The sequence below is a fragment of the Psychrobacter sp. 28M-43 genome, assembly GCF_014770435.1.
GTDB lineage: Bacteria > Pseudomonadota > Gammaproteobacteria > Pseudomonadales > Moraxellaceae > Psychrobacter.
In genome coordinates this window covers 1,139,427-1,166,346 of the sequence record NZ_CP061739.1, presented here as the reverse complement: position 1 = coordinate 1,166,346, position 26,920 = coordinate 1,139,427, and the positions used below count along the sequence as shown (strand labels likewise).

Genomic DNA, 26,920 nt, shown 5'->3' with positions numbered 1-26,920 from the left:
ACGATTAATTGCTAAAAACCTATCTGTTATAAACCATTTCATACTTGCCTATAAAACTTCACCGCAATGCGGACAGAAGTTCTTTTGGCGCGTTTCAACTTCTTTTTCACGCCGTTCGAGCTCTTGCTCTCGAAGTACCTGTAAGACGATATTTTGTGCCTGCTCTTTATCTAAACCCAGCTCTCGACGAATTTTATCAATCATCATCTGATTCTGTACCAGATCAAAATCGCTATCAATGAGCTGCTCACGAAAATGCTGTTCAAGCTCCTCGCGGCGCTGAGCCAACTCATTTGCTAGTCCTGTCGCTAGAATACCAGCTGGCAGTGCAGCGAGACCCACACCCAATATCGTAATGACCGCACCCAATATTTTGCCCGCATTAGTAATTGGCGTGACATCTCCATAGCCTACGGTTGTCAGTGTTACCACAGCCCACCACATCGCTTTAGGTATGGACTCAAACTCATCTGGCTGTGCGTGATTCTCTACCAGATATATACCGCTAGAGGCGGTCACAATCATAATAATAAGAATAAAGATAACGGCTTGAAACGAACCTCGCTCCTTGCTAATCACGACTAGCAAGATACGCATTGAAGCAAAATAACGCGTCAATTTTAAGATTCGAAATAAACGTAGAATACGCAAGAAACGCAAATCAATGTTGACGAAGAAATTTAAAAAGGCGGGCACGATGGCTACTAAATCTATCAATGCAGATGGGCTTCTAAGCCAATCCCATCGCTGTTTCCACGTTGTATTATCGGGCTTGGCTTCAGCCACACTCCACAGACGCAGTAAGTACTCAATAGAAAAGACAACGATAGAGAAGTTTTCGAATAAGGTGAAGTAATCTTGATAAGGGTAATACCACTGATCGACAGACTCGGCTATCACAGCAGCTACGTTAGTCATGATCAAAAATATAAGAAAATAATCAACGTAACGGCTAAATAACGTGTCATGTTCTTCATTTTGTAAAATATCATAAACAAAATGACGCAAGCGCCGTATAGATTGGAATAACATGCCAGCCCTATGCGGTGAAATACCGATTTGATATTAGTAGAATAAAACAACGGTCAAACAATAAGAACCAAACTTTCATCACAGAACATAGGAGATATTTGCAGCAATTATCCGTGACTTTTATCAGAAGCACTTCATTTGGTACTGACTTGTCTATTATCATCCATGACTATCGGCTATACAAAATGCAGATAATAAATATAGACCGATACTAGCAGTATAAACACAATTAGTAGGATAGAGAACCTTAAGAACTGTTCGTCAGCACGAAGCTGCTGGCTAATATCTTGCGCAGGTATCAAAAACAAGTGACATTCAGGACAACAAGAGTCTACCTGATTCAATATTTTCATAGTACGCGCATTTGTACAGCGTAGAGGGGAATTACTGCAATAGCCAAGCATTAATATGTTGCACCTCTTGTTGAATCATAAATAAGAGATACCGACCCAAGTCAATGACACTTACTTAAAAAGCAGCTTTTGTTGTGTTTAATTATAGACTGTAGACAATTCAATTACATGTGAATGTAATTTATTGCAGAAATATTGCTACTTTATGCTCAAAACCTTACCAACAATAATGATTTTCGTATTATAATAGAGATTAAATGTTACAGATTAAACTTTAATCATGACATTATGTATCAGTAGCTAATGCCATCCCTCATTAGAAAACTGCTGATGATTTTTTATTACGTTAAGGAATGAAATGATGAAACTACAATCCCTAGTTTTAGCAACTGCTGCTGCACTTACAATGACAACTGCTTTTGCAGTCCCTGCTGGTACTTGGTCTGTTGCTGCTGGCGCACATTATGTTGATCCTAAAAGCGATAACGGTACTCTAGATAACGGTTTATCTGTTGATGTTGATGGCGATGTACGTCCAACTATCAGTGGTGAGTATTTCATCGCTAACAACGTTGGTGTTGAATTACTAGCTGCACTTCCGTTTCATCATGATTTTGATTTAAATAGTGCTGATGGTACAACGGTTCTAACAGGTAAGACCCAGCATTTACCACCCACTCTTTCCGTACAGTATCACTTTGACTATGAAAACATGCCAATGAACATCAAGCCTTTCATCGGTGTTGGTGTGAACTATACAACATTTTTCAAAGAAAGAATTTCTACTGGTGGTGACTTGGACCTTGACGATAGCGTTGGCGTGGCTGGTCATGTTGGTCTTGATATCCCTTTTGCTCCTACCGAAGCTTTCCGTATCGATGCCCGTTATATGGACATCAAAACAGATGCTACTCTAGATGACGTAAATCTTGGCGAGATCGACATTAGCCCTTGGGTATACGGTGTAGCATTCGTTAAACAGTTCTAAATTAGTAGAGATACCATGCGTAATAAAAGCCAGCGTGATAGCTGGCTTTTTTGTGCTCATTAATTATGGTTATTACCATCTGTCTACACTAGTTACTAAGCAATTATTTATAAAAACAGCTAATAACCTATAAGAACAAATAATCTCCATAAAAAAAGACCATCCGTGGGCAGTCTTTTTTTATTGCTAGCTAGTTTTAGATCAAGATACGACGTGGGTCTGCTAATAGTGTTGCGATATAACGAGTAAATACAGCAGCGTCTGCGCCATTAATTACACGATGATCATAAGACAAAGACAGTGGCAGCATCAAACGTGGCTCAAAGCTTTGTGTCTTCGCATCCCAACGTGGCTGCATACTTGCTTCAGAGACACCTAAAATACCAACTTGTGGCCAGTTAACTAACGGCGTAAAGGCGGTACCACCCAAGTTACCTTGGCTCGATATGGTAAAGCTTGCCCCTTGCAAATCTTTAGTGCTGAGCTTCTTATCACGAGCTTTTACTGCAAGCTCGCCGATCTCAATTGCGATTTGCTTCAGGCCTTTATCTTGTACGTTTTTGATAACAGGTACGATAAGACCATCATCTGTTGCCACGGCAATACCCATATTGACACTTTTTCGCAATATAACCTGAGTATTGTCATCGCTTAAATGACTGTTGAATCGTGGGTGCTGAGTCAACGCGTAAGCAGTAGCTTTAACCACAAATGCCAAGATAGTAAAGCCAACACCTTCAGCTTTCATACCACCTTTTAGCTCACCACGTAGATTTTCAGTCTCAGTGATATCAGAGAGATCGAACTGCGTTACTTGCGGTAGCAAAGTATTGTAGTTGAGCTGTGGTATCGAGACTTTCTGCAAGCGGCTGAGGTCTTGTGTTTCCGTCTCACCCCAGATCTCAGCGTTACTCATGTCAGGCAGTTTCGGTAGACCTGAGCTAACAGGATTACTGCTCACAGGTGCCGCTTTCTGCTTGGTTAGACTGTTTTTAACATGTGCAAACAAGTCTTCTTTTAGAATGCGATCGTTTAGAGCTGAACCATTCACTTGTGTGATATCAACACCTAACTGACGGGCTAGTTTGCGAACAGCAGGACCTGCGTACACATCAACCAATTTTTCATTGACCTGTGCTTCAGTTAACTTACCCTCTGTTTTGCTAGCAGCTGTATCAGTATTGTTCGGTTTGGCAGCTTGTTTTGGCTCACCAGTGGTTTTAGCTGGTGCTGGCTCTTGTGGCTTAGGCGCTTCAGATTTACTATCACTAGCATCATCTGTACCACTTGCCATGATAACGATAAAGTCCTGACCATTAGCAACCATATCGCCTGCTTCGACCAAGATTTTTTCAATCTTACCGGCAACTGGTGCTGGTACTTCAACCGATGCTTTATCTGATTCAATTAGCAAAATCGACTGTTCAGCGCTAACAGTATCACCAACGCTCACCATGATTTCAGAAACTTGTGCCTCGTCAACACCTAAGTCAGGTAGTGCATGAGTAGTTGCTTTACCAGCATTAGCGGCTGGCTTGGCAGCAGACTCTGATTGCGTTGACTCAGTTGCAGCAGGTTCAGGTTTTGATTCTGGTTTAACATCGTCTGTGCTGTTCGCTTCTTGCTCTTCAGCAGCAGCAATGTCATCGTTGCTTTCTGCGCTATCGTCTGCGCTTTCAAGCTCAATCAGCACCATACCTTCGCTGACTTGATCACCGATAGCAACACTAATCTTAGTCACTTTACCAGCAGCAGAGCTTGGTACTTCAACCGATGCTTTGTCAGATTCTAATAATAAGATGTTGTCGTCTTTTGCGATGACATCACCAACTTCTACCATAATCTCGCTGACTTCGGCGCTATCCACACCTAAATCGGGGGCTTTAATGTCCATGATTTATTTCCTCGTCTTATGGTTATTATTATTTGACATCTTTATCATCAAGTACATTTGCATCTGCTTGATCTTCAGCACGGCCTTCATTACTGATTTCATCATCGTCTTCAGCGATAAACTCAGGTACAGGATTTGGATTTACATTACCTGGTGCTGGTGCATCTGGAGACTGATCATAGTAAGACTGCTGCTGCCATGCAGGTGGATGATCCACATCGATACCTAAGCTTGAAATCGCGTCTTTAACCAAACGCATCTCAACTTCGCCTTCATCGGCTAGACGTTTAAGCGTTGCCACAACGATATGCGCAGCATCAACGTTGAAGAAACTACGTAGGTTTTCGCGCGTATCAGAACGGCCATAACCATCGGTACCCAGAGTCGTATAAGGACGGTTATCTGGTAACCAAGCACGGATTTGCTCTGAGTAGTTACGCATATAATCTGTCGCTGCAACTACAATACCTTCGTGCGGTGCTAATTGCTCAGTAACCCAAGGCACTTTCTCTTCATCCATTGGATGTAGACGGTTGTAATCGTCACAAACCATACCATCACGAGTCAGCTCATTAAAGCTGGTTACGCTCCAGACGTTAGAAGTAATATTGAACTCGTCTTTTAGTATCTGTGATGCTTTTTGTACTTCGCGTAAGATAACACCAGAACCTAATAGCTGTACTTGTGTTGAACCATTGTCCTCTAACAAGTACATACCACGTTTGATACCTTCTTCGGCACCTTCTGGCATAGCAGGTTGCTCGTAGTTTTCATTCATCAACGTCAAGTAATAGTAAACGCGCTCGCCTTCACCATACATACGGCGTAGACCGTCATGCATGACAACGGCTAGCTCATAACCAAAGCAAGGATCATAGCTAACACAGTTTGGCACGACATTGAACAGAATCTGCGAATGACCATCTTGATGCTGTAAGCCTTCGCCATTAAGCGTTGTACGACCAGCGGTTGCGCCTAACAAGAAGCCTTGTGCTTGACAGTCACCTGCCGCCCAAGCCAAATCGCCCACACGTTGGAAACCAAACATTGAGTAATAGATATACATCGGAATCATCGGTAGCGCGTTCACAGAATAACTGGTTGCCAATGCAATCCAAGTACTCATTGCGCCTGCTTCGTTGATACCTTCTTCTAACATGTGTCCATCGATAGCTTCTTTATAGCCCATCAACGCTTCACTGTCTTCTGGTGTATATTTTTGGCCAACAGCCGAGTAAATACCCAATTGACGGAACATACCTTCTAGACCGAAAGTACGCGCTTCGTCAGGTACAATTGGTACAACGCGATCTTGAATGTCTTTGTTTTTGAGCATCGCAGATAGTAAGCGTACAAATACCATTGTCGTAGACTGCTCTTTACCATTGCTGCCTTTTAATACCCGATCAAACATTGATAATTCAGGGATATTCAATGGGATGTGACCACTACGGCGGTTTGGTAGATGCCCACCTAACGACTCACGACGACCTTTTAGATACTTCATTTCCGCCGAACCTTCTTCAGGGCGGTAGAACGGTAGAGTCTCTAACTGCTCATCAGTAAATGGCAAATCAAAACGATCACGGAAATACATCAACGCTTCTTGATCAAGCTTCTTCACCTGATGCGATTTATTGACTGCTTGCGTTTGGGCAGACAAGCCATAACCTTTAACGGTCTTAACCAAAATAACCGTCGGTTGGCCTTTAGTTTTCATAGCTTCGCTAAAGGCAGCGTAAACTTTAACTGGATCATGGCCACCACGGTTCAGACGTGAAATTTCTTCGTCAGTCAACGCATCTGCCATCTCTTCCAACTCTGGATATTTACCAAAGAACTCTTTGCGGGTAAATTCAGGCGTACGCGCTTCATATAGCTGATACTCGCCATCCACCACTTCTTCCATACGTTGTTTAAGGACACCCGTATGATCTTTACCAAGTAATGAATCCCAGTTGCCACCCCAAATGACTTTGATAACTCGCCAGCCTGCGCCGCGGAATACTGACTCTAGCTCTTGAATGATTTTGCCGTTACCACGGACTGGACCATCAAGACGCTGCAAGTTACAGTTGACTACCCATATTAGGTTGTCCAACTTCTCACGACCAGCGAGAGAAATTGCCCCTAAGCTTTCTGGCTCATCAGTTTCACCATCACCCAAGAATGTCCAAATCTTACGACCTTCTTTTTCTAGCAATCCACGATTTTCCATATAGCGATGTACATGGGCGTGATAGATAGACATGATTGGGCCAAGTCCCATTGATACCGTTGGGAACTGCCAATAATCAGGCATTAGATATGGATGCGGATAGCTTGATAGGCCTTTGCCGCCTACTTCACGGCGGAAGTTATCAAGCTGATCTTCGGTCAAACGACCTTCTAAATAAGAGCGTGCATAGATACCTGGTGCTGAGTGACCTTGATAATAGATCATGTCGCCACCGAAGTGATCGCTAGCGGCGCGGAAGAAATGGTTAAAACCCGTTTCATAAAGTGTTGCACTAGAGGCGAATGTCGCTAAGTGACCACCTAGATCATCGTCGTTTTTATTGGCACGCATGACCATGGCAAGTGCGTTATAACGAATTAGCGCACGTATCTTACGCTCCATGCCTAGATCGCCTGGGTACATTGGCTCATCTTCAACAGCGATACTATTGACATAAGCGGTGTCTAGTCTGTTGAACGGAAGACCTTCTTGAACCGCCATATTGTATAAGGCTTTTAGGAGAAACTGAGCACGGTCCTTGTCTGCGTGTTTAACCACAGACTCAAAGGCTGCCAGCCATTCCTGAGTTTCGGTGCTATCAGCATCCTTATAATAATTCATTCTTGTTAATCCTTTTATATCAGTCATACCTACCTAATGGCAGGGCTTCATTGAAAAATACATGATGAGAGATTGGTTTACTTATGACATCCTTGCTACGTCCAAGCATTCCATTGTTTTTTGCGATGACATACAGCTTGATTATAAAAATAGTATTACTCATATCGACAAATGCATCAAATCAACACATCTGCCAAACCGTCATAATGCTATAGCTACTCGTTTAATCATTATTTGACTATGACATTCCATTATAAGCCTTTACGGCTAAGTTGTTTATGGCTGTAGAGAAATGATGAAATAACAAGTATTTTTTAAATAAATAATGATTAGTTGTTAGGTAAATATTATTAACCATTATTCCATTGATACCAAGATTTTAGTAATAGGTAGACGAAATTTACTTTCCATAGCGGTAGGTATCTGCTTTTCTAATTAATAAAAACACCAATCGAAAATATGCTTCTTGTTACTCATACCCCATAAATAGACATTCGTCTCATTTGTGTATATTAATTGTGATTTAAGTATTATTCTTATTATAAGATTATACGTATATTCTATCCTTGTTCTCGGAGCTATTATGAACCCGTCTATTATACCATCGACTCTAAAGTCAAGAGTAACGCGTTGGATAGCTCTACCATCCTTATTAATACTGCTACCTAATTATTTAGCTTTCGCAGCAATAACAACATGTCCTGCTGGATACATTTCGGACGAATTTTCAAATACTGATTACAGCAACTTAGGATCGACGGCATCACCACCTATTCTTGGTGTAAACCAACTTTTGAACGGTCTCAAAAGTGAAAGTTACATTATTGCTTCTAACAGTTTAATTACTACTGGTAATTTAGATGCTGGCGGCTCAAATTTTTATAGACCTAAAACGCTAGCGGGCAACCTCCAATCGTTTGAATTTTTTCAGGATTTTACTAATAAGGGATCGTCTCGCACGGCCTCATATACTTTTAAAAACAGCTTTACTAATGAGTCTCAAGCCCTTAATAATGTGAGCTTAAGTATATATGATATAGATGTAAACTATATAGGTTCAACAAGTTCAGGGACTAGGTATTTCGAGTTTTCTGACCAAGTCACGATAACGGGTGTTACTAGTTCGGGGACTAGTGTGACGCCAACTTTGAAATATAGGGGCACAGGAATAACGACTACAGCTCCTTATCGTCAAACCACTACTACTAGTAGCGTTTTATGTAGTACAGATTCGGTAGATGAAAAATGTAAAGTATCAGTTGCTTTTGATCAACCTGTAGTTAGAGTAGATGTAACTTATGGCAATAATCCTGATTTGAACTATTATGACTTTAGCAATCTTGGCAATCCTGGTGATCAGTTAATAAATATCGTATTTGATGGTTATTGTTACTTACCGCAGCCGCGTTTAACATATACAAAAGCGCTTTCGACTTCTCGTAAAACGAATACAGATCAATTTACTGTTCAGATTAAAGACAATGCAGATAATTCGGTAGTTACGAGCGGTATTACTTCTGTTACTACAACGGGGACGAATAATGCTGTCACGACTGGCACAGGTACTACAGGAACTTTCAAGGTTAATCCTACCAAGACCTATACATTGACAGAAGCAGTCTCAGGATCGACAAATTTAGCAGACTATACTGCCCTATACGCATGTAGAAAGTCAGATGGTACATCCGTTAGCACTTTAGACCCAAAAAACCTCAAGCTGACTTATGGAGATAACTGGACGTGTACAATTACGAACGGCAGGTCTAACTATGTATTTTCAGGTACAGTATTTAACGATAACGGTAATGTTTTAAATCCGTCTAAGGATGATATATCTAGCAAATACTTAAATAATAGCCTCTATTTCAATGGCAAATACGATTCACCAACTGAATCTGGTATTCCTTTTACTACAGGTCATACCATTACTCTAAACAAATGTACAGGTGATAGTGGTACGTTCTCACCTCAGACGGTAAACATTGGTAATGATGGAACCTATAGTTTTAGCTTGACGCCAGCACAAGTAGGTAGTTATACAAGGCTTTGCGTTACTCAAAATGAGCCTAGCAACTATACATATTCTGTAGATACTACGAGTAACGTCCTACAAATAGACATTACTAACAGTAAATACAATTACCCTAGCAATGATTTTGGTGATGTTGTTCAAGAAAATGCTGCGTTGGTATTAATCAAAAGTCAGTATGTCCATGACTGTAGCCTAAATAACCTTGCCACAATTGGTGTTAATTATGACGGTAGTGCTAGTAGTGCGTATAGTACAAAACCAATATCCAACATTATCCCTGGACAATGTATCGCTTATAGAATTGAAGCTATAAATCGCGGTAATGTTTCCTTAGCAGATATTGTTATTAAGGATACGCTACAGAGTAAAAATGACTCTAATAGTTCATTGATTACCTCTACTTTAGCCAATCCAACACCTATTGGTGAAAATAGTGGTACTCCATCATTTGCAACAAATTCGGTATCTATTGGCAACAACGGTACAGTTACTACCAATTCTTTTTCTTTAGGTACTACCACCACTACTCGCCGTCAGGCCATTCGTTTTAATACTAAATATGGTACTACCATTAGTAACTAAACACCTGTTTATTAAACATTTACTTAAGCCCTGTCTAACCAGACAGGGCTTTTACCGTTTGTATACTCCAAAATGCCAGTTGTCATTTTTGTGATGATTAATTGTATTAATTACGTGAAAATAGAAGAAAGGGAGATAGACGCCTTTTAAAACGATGAATGATATTAGATTACTAGCTCCTCCATCATGATATACGACGTTCGCTTTTTACTGATAGTCATGTTCTAAGAAAGGATTTTATATGAAACGTTTTAACCTCTTACATAATGTCATGTTAGCAACTTTTGCCTCTGCTTGTTTGCTAGGTACTGCTCATGCTGACGACGCTCTAAAAATGGAACTGACTGCTAATCAGGTCATTAAGAATGCGGACGGCAAAACAGTATATTCACCAGTACGTACAGCACCAGCTGGTACGGTCATTCAATACAAAGCAACTTATACCAATACCATCAATAAAGACATTAATGATCTGATGGTGACACTGCCTATCCCTGCAAACATGACATTTACTGGTGAGGCAAATCCTGCCAGCGCACAAGCCAGCACTGATGGCAAAAACTATGCTGATATGCCTTTAATGAAAAAGGTAAATGGCAAAATGGTTCAAGTTCCGTATTCTGAATACCGTACCTTACGCTGGAATATCAAGTTGTTACCAGCTAAGAAATCAGCTGCTGTGGCTTTAAACACTACTGTTAACTAATTAACAGAAGGTTAAACCTTTATTTTTCACCCTTCCATTATTTATTCGGCTTTTTACCATCCATTTTGGAGTACTACATGAAATCAAATACTTTTAACTATAGCTTGCTTGCTGTCGGTATTGCCGCAGTAATGGGTATCTCTGGTGGTGCTAATGCAGCTACTCCTAATACTACTGGTGGTGTTAGTGCAGGTGCTGCTGCCATCAATAACGTTGCAACCGCAAACTATAGTGTTGCTGGTATCGCTCAGCCAAACGTGTCGTCAAACATCGTGACTGTCAACGTTAGCGAAACGGCTAACTTTGCACTCACGTCGACTATTGATGATGGCAGCATTGGTGACGATATTGCTATTAATCAGACTGCTACGCCAGGTGGTACGACTACCTTTACTCATAATTTAACCAATACGGGTAACGTGACGGATACTTATACCATTAATACCACAGGTAATGACTCAGCACTAGTAACGGCTACTCCAGACTATGCTTTAGGTACTGCGCCTGTTACGTTTACTATTGTACAAGCAGATGGCACTCCTTTAACTTCTACTCAAGTAGCCGCTTTAAATGGTCAAGCACAGACAGGTACCATAGCTAATGGTGGTACTATTAAACTACAGCCAGGTACTAGAGCTAATCTAAGCTACGAAGCAGCTACGCCAGACGCTCGTAATGGTAATGACAAAGGTGTAGGTACATTAACAGCAACCAGTACTTTCTTTACTGCTAATCTTCCAGCAAATGCGACATTAGTGAATGAAAACCAAACTATCGTGAGATTGCCTACCTTCAAAATTGTAAAAACAGCGACGAGTACTGTCGATTTGACAGTAGCTAATCCGCAGATCAACTATAGTATCGTAGTGACTAACGCTACTACTGACTATAGTGCTGCTGCGACTGATATTGTCATCAGGGATGTCCTTCCTGCAGGTTTAAGTTTGCCTAATGGCGCAGCATCAGACGTGACCGTAACTGGTGCTGGTACCGCTACGATTTCCACTATCGGTACTCGACAAGCTATTAATGTTGCCGTAGCAAACTTAGCTGTTGGCGCAAGTCGCACGATTACTTTCACGGTTAACGTTGATAGAGAGCAGTATACAGCTGCTAATAGTTCAGTAACTAACAACGCAGAAGTCTACGATAAGTTCGTCGGTCCGGTTAGCCCGTTAATTGCTGCTCCTGTACTTGGTACTGACTATGACATTTTAGATAGTACAGATAGCACTATAGGTGTTACTAGAATACCTGATAATGCGGGTGAAGGTAACGGCGCTGGTATAGATACTCCTGGTGTGACTAACTTTACCAGACGAGCGGTTATAGTGAGCAATCCAACGACTAGAGAAATTGCCCCTGCCTCAGGTACTGATGGTCAAGTCACACAGAAGACTACTATTATTAACAGCGGTCAGGATGCTGAAGGTACTAATACCAATCCATTGACTTTCACTATTGCTGATGGTGGCAATAATGCGGCTGTCAGACCGGTTACTGGTCCTATCAGTGTTACTTATACACCGCCTAATGGTGGAGCTCCAGTTACTATAACGCTACAACCTACCGTTGCTGGTGGTAATACGTACACTCTTAATAGCACTACACTACCAACCGCTCAATTTCCAAACGGTATTGCACCTGGTGGCACATTAGCAATCAACTATAATGTCTCTTCAGGTAATGTCACTACTCCTGCAACTGCTGCTGATGCGGCGGCTGTTGGTAGCACTGAAACGACTATCGTAACTTTGACCCCAGCTGGTGTTGGTGCGCCTGCTGCTACTTCAGTGACTGATACGACTAATGTCAGAGGCTTATCTTTGGTGAAGTCTCAATCACTAGATACTGCTTGTGAAGCTACCGTTGCTTCAAGTACCTTTGTTCAAACTGCGCTCAATGCGAAACCTGATCAGTGTGTTATCTATCGTATTCAGGCGACTAACACTTCTTCAGCAGCATTAGGTTTTAATCTTACTGGTGTAACGATTTCGGATTTGTTGTCTAACTTTTCAGCTGGTGCGGATTTAGTAGCTAATTCACCTGCTACTTCTGCTACTACGTCATCTACTGCAGGCACAGCTAGCACTTCGGCTACTGCGGTTCTTGGTACTAACTACACTATAGTTCCTCAGGGCGTTGGCACATTGACCTTTAAGATCAAAATCAAAAACGCTCGTTAATTTATATTTGATATTGCAAAGTCTATAAGCTTCACAAGATGCTTATAGACTAACGCTCCGGCTTGACCTAATTGATTTTGGTTAGCCAAGCTGGAGCGTTACTACCCTACCCCTTTATATTTTATTGGATAAGCGACATATGACTAAATCTTTAATGACACTGTCTAATCGTGCTACGTTGCATACAGCGAAGATCTCTGCGCTGTCATTTGCAATGTTGCTTATGCAATCAAATACCGCATCTGCTGCAACTGATTCATTGGTACAACTGATCAATAATACTGCTCAGGCCAGCTATAACGTTGACAGTGAGACCAGTACGACTATCAGTACTGACTCAAACCAAGTACAAGTAAAAGCCTCTGCCTTACCTGAGTATGGTATCAGTTTGACTCAGCATGCTTTACGCACAGTCATGCCTAATACACAGGTAAGTTGGATCAACGTACTGAGTAACACCAGCTATAGTGATCAGACTGTTGAATTGACACTTGCTATATCACCAACTGTTTCTAATTTAAAGGTCTATCAAGATCTTAATAATAATGGTGAAGTCGATTCAGAAGATCGACAAATCATGCTCGATAACCTGAGCGCTCAGATCAAACTTGGTCAGAGTGAGAGTATTCAGCTTATCGTACAGGCTCTATCAAATGCCGACGGTGAAGATGGCGATACCGCTGATGTAAAGATTGGCGCTATCATACTAGAAGATCCATCAATAGCAGCCGTTGAAGCAATTGACAGACTAGTTATTGTTGAACCTAAAATCAATTTTACTACCCCTCAATTTGACGGTACTAAAACCACCTCGCAAATCGGGGACAACGTTTACATTGATGCCAGTTACGCGCAGTGTAACGTGCAATCTGATAAACCTGATCAAGTATGGATTACTGTTAAGTCGCCAACGACTGGTGATACCCACTCTCTTAAAGGAATTGAAACTGGTAATAATACAGGCAAATATCGTCTAACTGCACCGACACAAAACAACGCCAATGCTATTAATGATAAGTTCATTCAGACATTAGCTAACGATACGTTGACTGCTGAGTTAACAGCGTGTATTGCTCCTTCTGTTGGTACAGACGCTGATCAGCTACCAAGTAATAGCGATTTTACTGTAGTTATCGAGGATCTGAGTTCTCAAGTAAGTATCATTGATAATAGTGCCAGTTTGGTTGTTACGAAAGAAAGTGATGTCAAAACTGCAGAGCTTGGTGATTATGTTAGCTATACCATCGATATTACCAATAACGGCAAATCGACTGCTTACGATGTACAACTAAAAGACGCTTTACCACGTGGTTTTGACTACGTTGAGAACAGTGTACGTGTTAGTCCAACGACTGATATTGATATCAACCAAGCGCAGACCACTGAGTTTAAAGCTGATGGTAAATATCAGGTATTGAACTTAGGAAACATGGCAGTTAACGAAAGTAAAAAAGTTACTTATCGTGTGCTCATCGGTGCGTCATCACTAGGCGGCGATGGTATCAACCGCGCCACCGCAGTTGCTAGAGATGACCAAGGTCAAAGCGTCGGCTCAAGAGAAGCTCAGTGGAAAATTGATGTAGATCGCGGAGCGATGAATACTGATGGTATTATCGTTGGTAAGGTCTATCATGATATCAACCGCGATGGTATTCAGCAAAAAGAAGGCGGCGAGCTTGGTGTCGCTGGTGTACGTATCTATATGGAGAACGGCAACTTCATCGTGACTGATCCTGAAGGTAAATATAACTTCTATGGTATCAGTGCCAAAACACACGTACTAAAGGTCGATCGTACTACTATCCCTAGAGAGACTGAACTGGTTACCCAAAGCAATCGTAATGCTGGTGATGCCGGTAGTCGTTTTGTTGATTTGAAGTACGGCGAATTACATCGTGCAGATTTTGCAATCGTTGGTGGCATGGCGGATAGCACTGAACGCTTAAACGCTGAGCTAATTGCTCGTAGCAAATTAGTAGAAGCTAAAAATGACACGTTAGAGCAAGCGGTAAAAACCGAGCTGACTTTAGATCCTGATTATGATACCGATACTACTGACAATGTAGATGCTAGTGGTTGTAACATCAATGGTGACTTAGACCTTGGTAATAACTGTGATTCGGCTATCGTTAATGACATGGTTAATCCAATAGATAGCCGTGTTGATATGACAGTGACCACTGTTGCTCCGCCAGTAGAAAAAGAGCTCGAAGAATACTTAAAAGAAGTGGCGAGTAACGATGTTGCCTTCATTAACCTGAACGAAGGTCAGCAGCTTAGCACTTATAAACAAATGGTACAGGTTCAGGCACCGCTTGGGTCTGTGTTCACACTATATGCCAACGGCAAAGCTGTATCAGAACAGAAGATCGGTAAAACTGCTGAGCAAGAAAAACAGAATGTAACGGCTTTCGATTACTATGCTGTTGATTTACAGCGCGGCAAGAACACCTTACGTGGTGTTGCGACTGATATAAATGGTCAGATCATCTCTGAGCAGACGATTAAGGTATTAACTCCTGACAGCCTACAAGCTATCGACTACCGTACTCAAGCACAATTAGTTCCAGCTGACGGTATTAGTGAATACCAAGTCATCATCAGCCTGAAAGATCGCGATAATCGTCCTTATATTGGTACTACTTCTCTTACGCTTGATACTAATATCGGTCGTATCAATCTAAAGGATGACAGTCAAGATAAAGCAGGTACTCAAATTACTGTTTCTGGTGGTGAGCTATTAATACCCGTAACTGCACCTAGCGTACCAGGTAAGGGCGAGCTAGTAATTGACACTGGTAGCAGCAAACAAATCATTCCGTTACAGTTTACAGCTCAACTACGTCCACTACTTGCTGTTGGTATTGTAGAAGGTGCTATTTCACTAAAAGACTTTGACGGTAGCAGCATTACCGATGCTCAAGGTGCATTTGAGCAAGAGCTAAATGACTTTGCTGGTAATGATGATTACACAGCTTCTGGTCGTGCCGCGATGTTCCTCAAAGGAAAAGTACGCGGCGACTATCTGCTTACGCTTGCATATGATAGTGATAAAAAAGGCGAGCGTTTGTTCCGTGATATCGAGCCTGGCGAATATTATCCTGTCTATGGCGATTCATCAGCCAAAGGTTTCGATGCGCAATCTACTAGCAAGCTTTACGTGCGCCTTGATAAAGGTCGCTCATTCGCTATGTATGGTGATTTGAAAACACAAATTGATAACGATGAAGGTATCAAACTTGGTCAATACAACCGTACATTAACTGGTCTAAAAGCTCAATTTGAAGATAGCAATACTCGTGTTACTGCTTTTTTAGCAGAGACCAGTACTAGCCAACGTGTAAATGAGACTCGCGGTTTGGGCATTTCAGGCCCATATCCATTGGCTGAGAACTTCGATGCGGTATTAGAAAACTCTGAAACGGTTGAAGTTATTACTCGTGACGCCAACAACCCTGGGCTTATTATCAATCGTGAGACGCTTACTCGCTTTGCTGATTATGAGATTGACCCTATCAGCCGCAGCTTATTCTTAACTGCACCGATTGCTAGTCAAGACATCGAGGGCAATCCTATCTATATCCGTGTCATTGTCGAAGTTGATGAAGGCGGTGAAGATTACTTCGTCGGTGGTATTGCCGCGAAGCAACAACTGACGGATAAAGTCGCCATCGGTGGTAGCTATGTGAATAGCGATGACCCACTGAACAAAGAAGAGTTGGCTAGTGTTAATAGTGTTGTTAAATTCAATGATAAGCTAAAACTGGTCGCAGAATATGCGATGAACAAAGCTGAGAATCCAAATTTTCAGTCAAGTAATCAAATCAACGCGACAGAATTGACTGATAGTGATGTTGAAGGTAACGCACTACGTATTGAGCTTGATTTTGATAATAAGAAAAATACGCTTGCCAAAGCTTATTATAATGATGCTGATGAAGGTTTTGTCACTGGTGCATCACCGCTTACTGCTGGACGTACTGAATCTGGTGTAGAGGTTACTCATACTCTAAATGATAAGAAAACTGCTCTTAAGTTAGAAGGCATACGCACAGAAGAGCATACTACTGACGCTAGCCGCGAAGGCGTGCAAGCAAGCGTTGAGCATCGTTTAAGTGAAAACATCGTTGGTGAAATTGGGGTTCGTTATTACAAACAAGACGCGACTGCTGCCTCACGTAATACTCAAGCCGCGACAGACGTTGTAGATATTACAGACGACACTCTGTTTAATGATGACATCATCAATCAGTCAGCGTTGAGCAGCGTTAGTAATGCTGAAGAAGATATTGAAGGTACGACTGTTCGCGCTCGTATTACCTCTCGTCTACCTAAGTTGAATAACAGCTTGGTATTTGCAGAGTATGAGCAAGATATCGAAAACAGCTCACGTAATGCAACTTCTATCGGTGGTGAGACAGCACTTGGGGACTTGGGTCGTCTATACGCTCGTCATGATTTGATCAACAGCCTATCTGGTACTTATGGTCTTGATGATACAGATGAGCGTCAACGTACCACTGTTGGTTTTGATGCCACTTACATGAAAGATGGTAAGGTTTATAGCGAATACCGCATGCGTGACGCCATCAGTGCACGTGAGGCAGAAGCAGCTATTGGTCTAAAAAACAAGTGGTATGTTCAAGAAGGTCTAACCTTAAACACTTTATTTGAGCGTGTCGAGTCTCTGGAAGGTGAAGAAAGCAACACTGCAACAGCGGCAGGTATCGGTGTTGAATATCTTGCCAAAGAGAACTATAAGGCATCGGGACGTTTTGAAAAACGTTGGGGTGAAACAAGTGATACGCTACTTGGTAGTGCTGGTATCGCCTATCGCTATACTGATGAGGTTACCTTCTTAGCCAAAGACATCTACTCACGCACTGACTATAGTGATGGTGATCGCACTATCAATCGTTTTCAGCTAGGTGCTGCGTATCGTGACTACGATAGCAATCAGTTAGATATGCTTGCAAAATTTGAATATCGTTTAGATGATAATAATACTGGCGATGACGCTTATCAAAAAGACACTATGGTTTGGTCATGGAATGGTAATTACCATCCTACGCGTCCTCTAACGCTGTCTGGACGTTATGCTGGTAAGTATACAGAATACGAAGCAGATAGCTTAACCAGCGATAACACGGCTCATGCTGTTTATGGCCGCGGTCTTTATGACATTAGTGAGCGCTGGGATATTGGCTTACAAGCAGGTACTTATTGGAATGATCAGGCAAATGACTTGGCTTATATGCTTGGTGCAGAAGTGGGTTATAGCCCAATGACCAACCTTTGGTTATCACTTGGTTATAACTTCATGGGCTTTGAAGATGAAGATATTGCTTATGACGACAGTACTCAGCAAGGTGCTTACTTTAGATTGCGCTTTAAGTTTGATGAAGACCTATTCAAACGTGAAGACCCACGTAAGAACCAACGTCTGAGCAGCAATTCTGCATTTTAATTGATTGATACTAATGACACTGTCGTAAGTACATCCTTATGACAGTATCATGCTTGTCTTATGATAAATTATTTTGTCATTCAATAAACAATTAAGTCAGCCCTAGTAATGGTAAATAATACCAACGTTTATTACCTTAACATAAGGTTTATACCATGTTTGATTCAGCCATCAAAGCAGCACCTTTCAAGCGCTCAGTATGCGTTACACTGTCAGCTTTATTTTCGTTAACCTTTATGCAGCCAGCTTTAGCTAAGAGTGAGACTGTCCAAGTGGCTCACTCAACTAGCATGGCTGAATACTGCCGCAATGATAGTCAGACTCAAGTACGCTCTTATAGATATCAAAGCGAACAACAGCGCCTGTTAAATTGTATGGTCACGCAGTTAAAACCTTATCAACAAAAAGACAAGAAAGCAGCTCAACAGTATTTCGCTTACAAAGCGCAAGCGTGGTTGAACTATGCTATTCATCAAGACAGTATGAATAGCCGCTCATCCGCAGGTCAAGTTGCGTTAGAAATGGCAGAGCCTATATTGCAAGCGCTAGATAATGATACGGTACAAGACTTGGGCTTGCATCAAGATATTCCGTCTACCTCTGCCTTAATGCGTCCTGATCTATGGGCAACGTTAAGCGCACTTAAAGACGGCGATGGCATAACATCAGCACCACGTGAGATGGCATTTAGTGAAGTGGCTTTAATTTGGGCAGCAACCAATCAATGTGCGCGAGGCTGGCGCGAATCTGGTATGCATTTTCGTATGGCCGATCGCTGGCTTGAACAAGCCCGCGAAGCTTACGTCAATGCAAATGACTCACAGACCAATGTAGCGCTAGAGAAGTCAATAGTCAGTTATCATAAGCAGTACTCGCCTTTAGATGCGAGCGATGATACTTGCCGTGGACAAGATTTGACGTCTAACCGTTAGAATAGTCGCTGTTTTATTAGAGATATTAATCTGTATTATTTCCAGTCCTATACTAAAAACTAAACATAAAAAAGCCGACATATTTGTCGGCTTTTTTATGTTTAAAGTAAGCTCAATTAGCGGTTTTTACGTGGCAACTTTTCTGGTAGGTAACAACGTAAATAAGCAATAAATGCTGTATTTGCTTCTTGGATATACTCTTCAGTGATACTCTGATGACGGCGATAAGACAACGTAAAGATAGCATTTACGATACTATAAGCAATCAACAAGGTATCTTGGATATCATGGAAGTTTGGCATCTCATAACGCTCTGACAAACGCTTATAGACCAAATCAACAATTTGATGATCCATATCCTCACCAAAACTGTCACCTTCAAAATCAGGTGTATTAGTATCATAGATAAGCTTGGCTTTTGTCTCATCATTATGGAATATGGTAATACAATGATCGATAAGCGCCGTTAAATACCCTTGCCATCTGTCATAGTTGCCAATATCGACCGTCTCTACCATCTCTAATATTTCAATCGCATTCAAAAAACGCAATGCTAAAAATATTGCTTCAATATTAGGGAAAAAATGGTAAGCAGAAGCTCTTGGTATACCCGCTTCTTCACACACAGCTGCTAACGTAATATCGTTAATAGCATGCGTTTCGCTCAATTTTTTGGCACCAGCCAATAGTTTTTGACGACGTGCACGGCCTTGCTGGCTAGTAAACTTAAACTTATTAGGTACAAGCTTCTTTGCCAATTCCGAATCTACCAACACATCTTCAATCTTTTCGTCTTTATTATCACTCATTGTGAATCTCTTAATGTTGCGCCCTATTTTATAAATATAATCTTCATTGAATAGTATTTATCCTCAGATAAAGGATGGTTGACTGTCAGCTAAAATATAAAGCCTGTATGGTCACTACTATATTCAATGCAGAGGCATCATAAACGCTTGCACATTATCAAGCAAGGGACATGAATAGGTTAAAAAACAATACTACGATCAGCAATTTAATAGAGCTAACCGTCTAATTTTATAAAGTTAATCATTGAGTTTTATTTTCGCCCTTATAATACCATGCTCAGTGACTCTATCGGCATAGTCCCACTTCAAATGATCATTAAAATAATCGACTCGTTCGACATAACCGAGCGAAAACTTACTATCAGGCAAAAACTCTTCTGAGACAAATAACTGGTCAATAACTTCTGGCATGCCTTGATATATATGGGTATAGGCAACATCCTTCATCCAGCCATATCGTGCCTGAATCCGAGCAGCATCAAATAGTGCAACATCACGCATACTTTTATCGTAATTCACTTCCCCAGTTTCTGTCATCAACTGAGTAGTCACGCTACCTGTGACATCATTCATATCGCCCAATAGAATCAATGGTTCACGGGTATGTTGCAATCGTTCTATGATAGACATACGGATAGAAGCCGCTTCTGCCGCGCGCATACATAAACTACGAAGCTTGGCGCGAACTCGAATATTTGGATCGTCCATGTCTTCTAATAGGTCACCATTTTCGTCACGTAAGAAAAAAGCACGTTTGCTTTTTAGATGCGCTGTAATAACTGTAATGGGCTGCCCGTACGCGTCAACACGTAATACTAATGGAGGACGGTTGAAGCGTTGATAAGGGCCGATATCAGGTACATCAATAATGGCTTTTGGTGCTATATTTTCTAGCAAACTGGTTTCTAACTGCTCAAATCTGCTGATAATACCGACAGCAGGCGTATTCTGTGCACCCATACCTTTAGTATATATACTGGCGCTATCGTTACTTGCAAGTGGAATGACCGCATGCTCGGGCTTAAAACCTAGTGAAACAGCCAGCGCCTCTAATGCATTACTATCCCAAACCTCTTGTACTGCGATAATGTCAGCATGCGCTTTAGCCAACAAATCTGTAAGACCTCGCAGCTTATGTTCATAGGTTTCATCGTTATAAGCTGGCGCATTTTCATAATAAGTTCGATTAGGGTTCGCAAAGTTCAGCAGGTTTGCCGTTGCGATATAAAACTGTTTACTACTTTCAGTGTTATTACTCATATGTTCCCCATCGTTCTCATTATTATAGTACATAATATTCACGTATGTGTATACGCTGCAAATTTTATGCCTAAAAAAACTCCCAAAGTTAAACTTTGGAAGTTTTAAAATAGCATAAATGTTGATAAGTAGATTTACTAATAGAACTGGACATACAATTAATCTATTTTAGGTAATGGTATAGCAACTTCTAATATTAGCTAATTACTAGGTGAACTGTCTGCCAAGATGTTTGCCTAACCGTTCTATTAATTATTTAAACTTTCTTATGATACGCGGTTCCATGCATCACGTGATGCTTGACGCGCTTCGTTCCATTCCATGCGAGACTCACCTTTTACTTCGTGCCATGAACGCTCTAAATCTGCTTCGTGATCTTCAAAACGAGCATCTACTGGATAACGAGCACGGTTCGCATAACCAACTGCATATGCTGGATGCAAATCACGGTCGAAGTCGTATTCTTCTCTATGGTAATCGGCGTTTGCATACTCTGCACGCCAGTACGCTTCTTCATGAGTTGGGTCAATGGCTTCTGCTGCTGCATGACCTGCGCCGCCACCAACGATAGCACCAATAGCACCACCAATTAGCGTACCTAATGGACCTGCCATTGTGCCGATAGCTGCACCTGCTGCTGCACCGCCTACACCGCCGATACCTGTACCTACTGGATGTGAACCTGGCTCACCGGTAATGATGTCTGCGTTTAAGTCTTCTTTTGTTTCTTTTGACATATGTTTTACTTCACTGCGATCGATAGCATCATGGTTACTCATAGTATTGTCCTTAAATTATTTATTATTTATTGAATTATTTATTTGCTAAAAACTAGCGGTCTTACTAAATCCAATTGAAGTATAGAAATTTATAGGTAAGGACAGATAGGCCGATTTTGTAAACTGTGTCCGTATTGCGATTATCTTGCGTTACAGCCTGTATCTTTATCACATTCGTGTACGGCAGCCTCATACTTTCAGTAATTATAAATGTACGATCACAATAAATTTACTAAGTAAATCAATCTTATAACGGCATTAGAGACCTTTTGATAGCCTGTTGCCATTTAGCAAGATGCTGCTCACGAGTATCAGACGACATACTTGGTTCAAACACGCGATCTACTTGCCATGAAGCTTTCATTGTCGATTCGTCATATAGCCCAGTTTTCAGACCTGCGAGGAGTGCTGCGCCCTTCGCCGTAATCTCTGTATCTCTAGGACGTAATACCGGAACACCCAACAAATCTGCTTGGAACTGCATGAGTAAATCATTATTTGCAGCGCCGCCATCTACCCTCAGCTCAGTCAAAGGATGAGGGCTGTCTTTTTGCATAGCGATAAGCACATCATAGGTTTGATAGGCAACGGCCTCCAATGCAGCGCGAGCAATATGTGCCTTAGTAGTACCGCGGCTCATACCAGTAATGCTAGCACTAATATCCGAACGCCAGTAAGGCGCGCCCAGTCCAGTAAAGGCAGGTAATAGAACAACATCTTCGCTACTGTCTACTTGACGGGCTAGGTCCTCGACATCACTACTTTGCTGAATCATACCCAAATTATCACGCAGCCATTGAACGATAGCCCCTGCCATAAAGACACTGCCCTCTAGAGCATAAGTGACTTCTTTTTTAGGCGGCTGTAGCATGCGTTTGCCTGACTGTACGATTTGGTCAAATGATAAATTGTCTGGACGAATTGGTGACGTTTTACGTTGCCATGCAATGGTGGTTAGCAGCTTATGCTCACTCAATTTTGGCTGTTGGCCAATATTCATTAGCATAAAGCAGCCTGTACCATAAGTGTTTTTGGCCATGCCTGCATCAAGGCAACCTTGCCCAAAGAGCGCTGCTTGCTGATCACCCAATACTGCTTGAATAGGTATTTGCTTTGCAAACAGGCCTTTTTTAGTTTTGCCAAAATCACCGTCGGACGATAGTACTTTAGGCAATATATTCATAGGTATAGCAAATCGGTCACAAAGTGTCTCTGACCATGCCAGCTTATGGATATCGAATAACAATGTACGAGAAGCATTGGTCACGTCGATGACATGCTCCCCGCCTGTGAGCTTATAAATCAGCCAACTATCAATCGTGCCAACCGCTATCTCCCCTCTGCTGGCTCGTACACTCAGCTTCGGATTATTTTCAAGTAACCAAGCAATCTTACTGGCACTAAAATACGGGTCTAAACGCAGGCCTGTAATACGCTGAACTTCATGTGCCATGTTGACACTATCAATGTCCTGATGCACAGGGTCATTCATACTATTAGTAGCACTTTCAGCAGCGAGCGTCTTACAGTAATTTGCGGTACGCCTATCTTGCCAAATAATGGCGGGAGCCAGTGGCTTACCAGTTTGCTTATCCCACATCACAATCGACTCGCGCTGATTGGTAATCGCGATACTGGTAACGTCAGTGGCAAGCAGTCCTGCCCGATTAATAACATCATGTGCACAGCTAATCTGAGTTTGCCAGATCTGCTGTGCATCTTGTTCAACGAATCCAGCTCTTGGTGTTTGCAGCGTCGTTGGCTGTTGTACCATTTTGATAGGACGTGCATGATCATCGTACAATATCGCACGACTCGATGTGGTCCCTTGATCCAACGCTAAAATATAACCTGCCATGACTCACCCTCTACCAATGTTATTTATTCTACTTAATAGCCATTTAGTGACTATTCATTGACTGCTACTTATTAATTGCTACTTATTGACTGATGCTTATTGAGCATTTTTTATTTGTTAATTATCGTCTAAATGCTTTCATAATGAGATTAAAAACAAAATCTATCTAAAAATAAATCGCGCGAATTGAAAACGTCTTGTTGGCTATGTTGTTACTTATAAACAGATATTTAAAAATTAAATCCAACCTCTATCATACCGCTACTGGTCACACAATAGAAAACGGCAAAATACTGAGCATTGACCCGTCACCATTGTGGCTCTACAGTGTACCTCTTATGACGAATGACCGCTTGTTAGCGCTTTTAATATAGCCGTATTTTTATATTAGAATATGAATGATTTATTTAAGCATCATTTTTTCGCTAGCTGGCAAATAGTCTATAATAGTTCAGCAACTTTATATCCTGAGCAATGAAACCTATTGGTGCTGTTCCTTATTTTATAATACCTTACATTCTAATTAATGGCTTATGTGACTTATGAAATTCATTTTATCAGCGCTACCGACTGCTATGATGACAGTTGCAGTCATGAGCGTGCCTGTCATGACTTACGCGAGCACTGACACTGACAGTATAGAAGTGTCAGATGATGTTACACCAGTGGCTGTGACACAAATCATAGATGCTGATAGTCCAACTGATAATGATAAACCAACTGTAGCGCCTTTTCATACAGTACCAAATCCTAATAAGGCTGAGTCGCAGGCACTGTCTACGCTTGTTGACCCTATCACACATAAAGCCGTCGATAACAGCTACGCACTAGACGTCTCAAGCTTTTTGAGCTTAGAGCAAGCGCAGAAGCTTCTGGTACAAGTATCACCTAAAATTGCTGCCAATCAAGCAGCGATTGCTGCTAGTGAATACCAAACTGACGCACTCAGAACTATCGACAATCCACTCGTATTTGCTCGAGTATCTGCCAGTGCCTATCATTTAGATGAGGATATAGATTTATCTTCTCTCAGAAGCGGTATCGTGAACGAAGTAAACAATGGCGTAGATAACATAGTCCCTCCTACAGCAGACCTACCAGACTTTGGTGAGCTGGTCGGTGAGCGTATCCCCGACTCCTACAACCTCAAGCGCTCAGGCTCTACATCAGGCGCAGGACTTGGCGTCGTTTGGCCTATTTATACTGCTGGACGTACGGACGCACTGACTGGCGCCTCGGATGCACGTACGCAAGAAGCGATGGCTGATAGCGTACTGGATAAGAACGAGCTTTATAATACGTTAATTGAGCGTTATTTTAAGGCACAGTTAGCGATTATCGCCGCTTACTTACGAGAAGACGCTTATGATACATTGCAGCAGACCGACCATATGGCCGAGCGTTTGTTTGAAGAAGGTTTTATCTCACGTGTCGATAGACTAGAAGCACAGTCGGCGCTTGCGGATGCCAAGAGTGAATCCGTCAATGCCAATAATGATGCGCGCCTAGCCATGATTGCGCTACAGCGTCTACTACGTACCGACTACCGTATTAAACCAACCACGCCTTTGTTTGTCTCTAGTCGCCCTCTACCAGATGTGAGCTACTTTCAGGACTTGGCACTAAATAACCATCCCGGACTACAAAAAGTTGCAGCCAAGCGGGCACAGGCTCAGCAGTTACATGCGCTATCAGATACGGGCTACAAGCCTACGGTATTGCTATACGGTTATGGTCAGGTAGAGAAAGATCCAAGCTGGGTCGCTGGTATATCTGCCAGTTGGAAGCTATGGGGTGGACTCGATAAAGCCGCATCATTAGCATCCAGTAGTGCCAAAATTCGTCAGGCCGATCTCTCTGAGATTGAAGTCAGTGACAATTTATTGCTACTGGTAGAAAAAAACTGGCACGATGTCAATAATGCCCAATCACGCTATCAGGCACTGCAAAGTAATGTTGATTTGGCCGCAGAAGTATTGCGACTACGACGCTTAGGATTACAAGAAGGTGTGAATACCACCGTTGACGTAGTGCAAGCACAAACGCAATCGCTTAAAGCACGTACCGAGCAAGCACAGGCTGCTAATGACTATGTACAGTCACTGGCTGCCCTTATGCAAAGCTGTGGTACGCCACTTGCTTTTAATGCTTATCTCAATACCGCTGACATTCAATTGCCTACTTTATATACTGAGCAATGATGTGATATGAGAAACCATAAGTCGTGCTGATAAATGCTTTGTATTACTATAAATCTGACATCGAAAATACTATTACCAACCCTATTGTAAATAGCTGCTTTTATGAAAAAATTGACCTCTAAATCGATAAAAAACTGGCTACAGACGTTACTAGAAACGTGGCGTATTGCCAATAATTCTAACGTTTGGGCGCATTGCGCAAGCGTAGGTTTCTTTGGATTCTTATCAATTTTTCCAGTGATGGCTGTGTTTGTACTGCTTTATGGTCTTGCGTTTTCTCCTGCTGAGATGCAAGAGCAAATCTCGCTTTTGAGTCAATTTATACCCGATACAGTATATGAAGTGCTCAACTCCCGTCTGAGCGAGTTGGTTTCTACAACTACGTCTGCTCTGACTTTCAGCCTGCTTATATCGTCCTTGCTCGCACTTTACGCGGGTTCTAAAGGTATCAAATCTTTAATTATTCTTATTAACCTTGCGTTTCATATCACTCAAGAGCGCAGTTTTGTACAAAGCACGATCCGCGCAGTTGGTCTGACCTTTGCAGCAGTAGTCGTATTGATTATCGCAGTCTCCTCTATCGCAATTATTCCTTTGGGAGCCGCCTACTTCCCTTTCCCTCAGATAGCAAAGACAATTGCGCTTTGGAGCAGGTGGCCCATATTGACAGGTATCATATTCTTAAGCTTTTTAGGCCTTTATCGCCTAGCCCCAAATCGTGATGCCGTCGCCCTCAAAAAATTGATGCCGGGCGCTGCGCTGGCAACGGTTTTATGGATTATATTGTCCATCTTGTTTTCAATTTATGTGCAAAATTTTAATAACTATAGTGCTGAGTTTGGCGCACTTTCAGCTGCCGTGGTCATTATGCTATGGCTCTATTATTCAGCATTTATCGTCGCTCTTGGTGCTATTTTTAATTCTGAAACCATAGACAACGCCAAGCCTTATGCGTTTCGAGTGTACTAGTAATAAACCCTTTATTTTCAACTTTGTTGCTTT

The 26,920-nt window shown here is 41.8% G+C and carries 15 protein-coding genes; 8 read left to right on the top strand and 7 right to left on the bottom strand.

The annotated features are described in order from the left end of the window. Positions 1-48 precede the first annotated feature (48 nt). A complete protein-coding gene (locus IEE84_RS05010; protein WP_057759421.1) occupies positions 49-1,032 on the bottom strand; it encodes an ion transporter in 984 nt (327 codons plus the stop codon). 714 nt (positions 1,033-1,746) lie between these two features. On the opposite strand from IEE84_RS05010, the gene IEE84_RS05005 reads away from it, so the two are divergent. Further along, positions 1,747-2,373 (top strand): OmpW/AlkL family protein, encoded by a 627-nt coding sequence (locus tag IEE84_RS05005; RefSeq protein WP_191115376.1) that lies wholly within the window; start codon positions 1,747-1,749, stop codon positions 2,371-2,373. A 196-nt stretch (positions 2,374-2,569) separates the two neighbouring features. Here IEE84_RS05005 and IEE84_RS05000 read toward each other — a convergent pair whose 3' ends face one another. Together IEE84_RS05000 and aceE are read right to left on the bottom strand one after the other, a co-directional pair. Next, positions 2,570-4,267, bottom strand: coding sequence for a 2-oxo acid dehydrogenase subunit E2 (locus IEE84_RS05000; RefSeq protein ID WP_191115075.1), 1,698 nt, complete (start codon positions 4,265-4,267; stop codon positions 2,570-2,572). 28 nt (positions 4,268-4,295) lie between these two features. Beyond that, positions 4,296-7,106, bottom strand: a complete 2,811-nt coding sequence (gene aceE, locus IEE84_RS04995) for a pyruvate dehydrogenase (acetyl-transferring), homodimeric type (RefSeq protein WP_191115074.1) — start codon at positions 7,104-7,106, stop codon at positions 4,296-4,298. A gap of 583 nt (positions 7,107-7,689) precedes the next feature. On the opposite strand from aceE, the gene IEE84_RS04990 reads away from it, so the two are divergent. From IEE84_RS04990 to IEE84_RS04970, 5 genes are all read left to right on the top strand, one after another. Then, positions 7,690-9,720 carry a hypothetical protein gene (locus IEE84_RS04990; RefSeq protein ID WP_191115073.1) on the top strand — a complete coding sequence of 677 codons (2,031 nt, stop codon included), beginning with the start codon at positions 7,690-7,692 and terminating at the stop codon, positions 9,718-9,720. Positions 9,721-9,961: 241 nt separating this feature from the next. Further along, positions 9,962-10,426, top strand: coding sequence for a hypothetical protein (locus IEE84_RS04985; protein ID WP_191115072.1), 465 nt, complete (start codon positions 9,962-9,964; stop codon positions 10,424-10,426). 77 nt (positions 10,427-10,503) lie between these two features. After that, the gene (locus IEE84_RS04980) at positions 10,504-12,612 is read left to right on the top strand and encodes a beta strand repeat-containing protein (RefSeq protein WP_191115071.1); all 2,109 of its coding nucleotides are present in this window, start codon (positions 10,504-10,506) and stop codon (positions 12,610-12,612) included. A 139-nt stretch (positions 12,613-12,751) separates the two neighbouring features. After that, on the top strand, positions 12,752-18,079 hold the full coding sequence (locus IEE84_RS04975; RefSeq protein WP_191115070.1) for a DUF11 domain-containing protein: 5,328 nt from the start codon (positions 12,752-12,754) through the stop codon (positions 18,077-18,079). Positions 18,080-18,234: 155 nt separating this feature from the next. Continuing rightward, a complete protein-coding gene (locus IEE84_RS04970) occupies positions 18,235-19,011 on the top strand; it encodes a hypothetical protein (protein WP_191115069.1) in 777 nt (258 codons plus the stop codon). A gap of 116 nt (positions 19,012-19,127) precedes the next feature. On the opposite strand, the gene IEE84_RS04965 is transcribed toward IEE84_RS04970, so the two are convergent. The 4 genes from IEE84_RS04965 to glpK all read right to left on the bottom strand — a co-directional run bounded on the left by IEE84_RS04965 (position 19,128) and on the right by glpK (position 23,717). After that, on the bottom strand, positions 19,128-19,820 hold the full coding sequence (locus IEE84_RS04965; RefSeq protein ID WP_101205430.1) for a TetR/AcrR family transcriptional regulator: 693 nt from the start codon (positions 19,818-19,820) through the stop codon (positions 19,128-19,130). Between the two features lie 237 nt (positions 19,821-20,057). Next, complete coding sequence (locus IEE84_RS04960; protein ID WP_191115068.1) at positions 20,058-21,080, bottom strand: endonuclease/exonuclease/phosphatase family protein; 1,023 nt, start codon at positions 21,078-21,080, stop codon at positions 20,058-20,060. A gap of 266 nt (positions 21,081-21,346) precedes the next feature. Continuing rightward, positions 21,347-21,859: a hypothetical protein gene (locus tag IEE84_RS04955; protein ID WP_057759401.1), complete on the bottom strand. Its 513-nt coding sequence runs from the start codon at positions 21,857-21,859 to the stop codon at positions 21,347-21,349. 247 nt (positions 21,860-22,106) lie between these two features. Then, on the bottom strand, positions 22,107-23,717 hold the full coding sequence (gene glpK, locus IEE84_RS04950) for a glycerol kinase GlpK (protein WP_191115067.1): 1,611 nt from the start codon (positions 23,715-23,717) through the stop codon (positions 22,107-22,109). 542 nt (positions 23,718-24,259) lie between these two features. Between glpK and IEE84_RS04945 the strand changes: the two genes are divergently transcribed. Together IEE84_RS04945 and IEE84_RS04940 are read left to right on the top strand one after the other, a co-directional pair. After that, positions 24,260-25,918 (top strand): TolC family protein, encoded by a 1,659-nt coding sequence (locus IEE84_RS04945; RefSeq protein WP_191115066.1) that lies wholly within the window; start codon positions 24,260-24,262, stop codon positions 25,916-25,918. 102 nt (positions 25,919-26,020) lie between these two features. Beyond that, entirely contained in the window at positions 26,021-26,887 is an 867-nt protein-coding gene (locus tag IEE84_RS04940) for a YihY/virulence factor BrkB family protein (RefSeq protein ID WP_114700932.1), read from the top strand. Positions 26,888-26,920 lie beyond the last annotated feature (33 nt).

Coding starts and splice junctions, on each gene's coding strand:
- IEE84_RS05010 (WP_057759421.1), bottom strand. CDS start 1,032: ATGTTATTCCAATCTATACGGCGCTTGCGTCATTTTGTTTATGATATT.
- IEE84_RS05005 (WP_191115376.1), top strand. CDS start 1,747: ATGAAACTACAATCCCTAGTTTTAGCAACTGCTGCTGCACTTACAATG.
- IEE84_RS05000 (WP_191115075.1), bottom strand. CDS start 4,267: ATGGACATTAAAGCCCCCGATTTAGGTGTGGATAGCGCCGAAGTCAGC.
- aceE (WP_191115074.1), bottom strand. CDS start 7,106: ATGAATTATTATAAGGATGCTGATAGCACCGAAACTCAGGAATGGCTG.
- IEE84_RS04990 (WP_191115073.1), top strand. CDS start 7,690: ATGAACCCGTCTATTATACCATCGACTCTAAAGTCAAGAGTAACGCGT.
- IEE84_RS04985 (WP_191115072.1), top strand. CDS start 9,962: ATGAAACGTTTTAACCTCTTACATAATGTCATGTTAGCAACTTTTGCC.
- IEE84_RS04980 (WP_191115071.1), top strand. CDS start 10,504: ATGAAATCAAATACTTTTAACTATAGCTTGCTTGCTGTCGGTATTGCC.
- IEE84_RS04975 (WP_191115070.1), top strand. CDS start 12,752: ATGACTAAATCTTTAATGACACTGTCTAATCGTGCTACGTTGCATACA.
- IEE84_RS04970 (WP_191115069.1), top strand. CDS start 18,235: ATGTTTGATTCAGCCATCAAAGCAGCACCTTTCAAGCGCTCAGTATGC.
- IEE84_RS04965 (WP_101205430.1), bottom strand. CDS start 19,820: ATGAGTGATAATAAAGACGAAAAGATTGAAGATGTGTTGGTAGATTCG.
- IEE84_RS04960 (WP_191115068.1), bottom strand. CDS start 21,080: ATGAGTAATAACACTGAAAGTAGTAAACAGTTTTATATCGCAACGGCA.
- IEE84_RS04955 (WP_057759401.1), bottom strand. CDS start 21,859: ATGAGTAACCATGATGCTATCGATCGCAGTGAAGTAAAACATATGTCA.
- glpK (WP_191115067.1), bottom strand. CDS start 23,717: ATGGCAGGTTATATTTTAGCGTTGGATCAAGGGACCACATCGAGTCGT.
- IEE84_RS04945 (WP_191115066.1), top strand. CDS start 24,260: ATGAAATTCATTTTATCAGCGCTACCGACTGCTATGATGACAGTTGCA.
- IEE84_RS04940 (WP_114700932.1), top strand. CDS start 26,021: ATGAAAAAATTGACCTCTAAATCGATAAAAAACTGGCTACAGACGTTA.